The sequence below is a fragment of the Psychrobacter sp. Ps6 genome (genome assembly GCF_022129235.1).
Taxonomy (GTDB): Bacteria; Pseudomonadota; Gammaproteobacteria; order Pseudomonadales; family Moraxellaceae; genus Psychrobacter.
Map to the genome: position 1 here is coordinate 1 of NZ_JADQAI010000067.1, position 2,290 is coordinate 2,290.

A 2,290-nucleotide genomic window follows, 5' to 3' on the forward strand; every position below is an offset into this window, starting at 1 on the left:
ATAAGCTGTGACAAATGTAAAACCATAATGGTCAGGATACGTAGCAATAATTCGATCAGGAATGACAATTAAATCTCTTGTACTATCTAAAAGACCACCACCAAACTCTTTATTACCCCAACTGCTTATCCATGCTTTAGGTTCATCACTTATGCCAGAAATTGCCATGAAGGCTTCACCATTAGTAATAAAGTGTCCTACATTATTACCATCTTTTAGACCAAAGCCTCTAAACCATCCATATTTATCTTCAGTCGATACAGAATCATAATCATAGAATTTCTCAAACGAAACTTGATCACCTTTTTTCGCGCTCAGGTTCCAAATCCCTTTCCAAGATAGAGTCTTTCCATTGGCAAATAATGCAGTAAAACCATCATCACTTGCCATAATATCTTTAGCGTTTTCTAACTCAGAATGTAAGCCTTTTAATTCATGAGAGTATGTATTCCCCCCATAAAAAACACTTCCCCACGTCAGTACTTGACCACTTTCTGTTAATGCAGCAAAAGCACCATGATTTGCGACTACTTTCTTAATATTCTCTAACGGTTCCAATAATTTCTGATTAACTTCATTAACACGTATTTGCTGATAGTAACCAGGTACTGGAACACGTTTTAAACCATTCGAGCACCCATCCTGAGTATAAAACGTCTTATTACTTTCTTTACATGTCGTCGTATCTTCAACTAACTTAACTTTAAAACCAGCATAATCATATACAGGTGAACCGCCATAACTGGAAATTCCCCATACGATGACCTTTTTATTTTTTGTTAAAGCTGCAAAAGCGCCATCTGTTGCAACTAAGTCATTAAATAATAAAGACGGCTCATTATTATCGATATTGCGAAGTTTATCGAAATAGAGATCCCAATTAAAATGGGTTTTCGCATCAGTCGCCTGAATTAATTGACTTGTGCTCGGTGATAAATCGGTATCAGACAACTCTCCTTTTTCTTTAGCTAGAGCTTCTTTTTCAGCCTGTTCTTGCGATTCCTTTACCTTTTGTGCCGCTATATCTCGCAAATACTGTTTATATTCATGCGAAGCACTGCCCCATTCAACTAGCTCACCTCTTGTCGTTAAGATAGCAAACCCATTAAAATCTTGGCCTAAACCGACAAATTTAGCTATTGGCGCATCTTGTTTTAAATACTTACAGGTTCCTGAAAAATCAGCTTTTGTCATTTTGTCGGTCACTAAGCACACTTGACCATTTTCTGTTTTTAATGCAAAAGCATGTTTATTACCCATCATTTGAGTAAATTTAAATTGGTCCTGCAACAAAGTGTCGGTAAAATTCCCCAAAGAACCAACAACATGGACTTGCCCATATTCATTTAAAACAGCAAAGGATCGTAAACTAGGTACAACATCAACAATTTTCTCTTGATTTACCGTTTGTAAATAGTCTTCTTCTCCAATAAATGTTTTAGTGCCCCATGTAAACAAGTTTCCCTGCATATTAATGGCAGCAAAACCGCTATAGTTAGCTTCGACTTTACGGATATTGTGCTTAAATTCCTCGCTTAATGAACGATTCATTTGTGCCAAACCACTTTCGGCTAACGTTATATTTTCAGATATATCACTATCATTATATAAATTAACGCTACCTAAGGTATTGGATTTCCGATCAATTAGAAAACGCTTTTGATAACGAAATTTTGCCAAATGTAATTGGTCTTTAATATAATAACGAACTTCAATTAATAACGGTTTTAAATACTCATTACCTGATAATTGATATTCACATTTTGTTGATAATTCATGATCTTGAGCTGAAGTTTCACCTTCACTTATCCAACGACAAGCAACTTTAGTGTATTCAGTCTCTTGAGCGGAGAGAAAAGAAACCTTAAATGACAACTTATCTCTTGCCCCATATACATCATAATAATCATTTAACTTATTATTTAATCGAGAAATATTTAATAAACGACCAACCTGGATCTCACTGCTCGCTGGGTGTGATTTAAGATCGTCATTAATATTTTCAGGCAATTGATATACCGGATAAGAACCAACACGATTAGATGATACATCTAAAGGTTTTACCTGATCTTTATTAACACTCTCTTCAATTATATTTGAATCTTCTGGATTAACTGCGATCGAAATCGTTTGATCATCGAGAGAAATACCCTTATTTAAGTCAGCAATTTCAGCTGGCTTATCAAGAGATAAATGATCTTGCTGTATATCCTTAACCGCACTTTCTTTTATTACATTCTGAGAAGAAGATGATGTAACAAAGTCTTCTGGTTTTATCTCTGTAACTTCA

At 35.1% G+C, this 2,290-nt stretch carries 1 protein-coding gene; it reads right to left on the reverse strand.

The window, feature by feature from the left end:
• Positions 1-2,290 (reverse strand): hypothetical protein (locus tag I3255_RS13760; protein ID WP_238039314.1); only part of this gene is annotated, 2,290 nt, incomplete at both ends.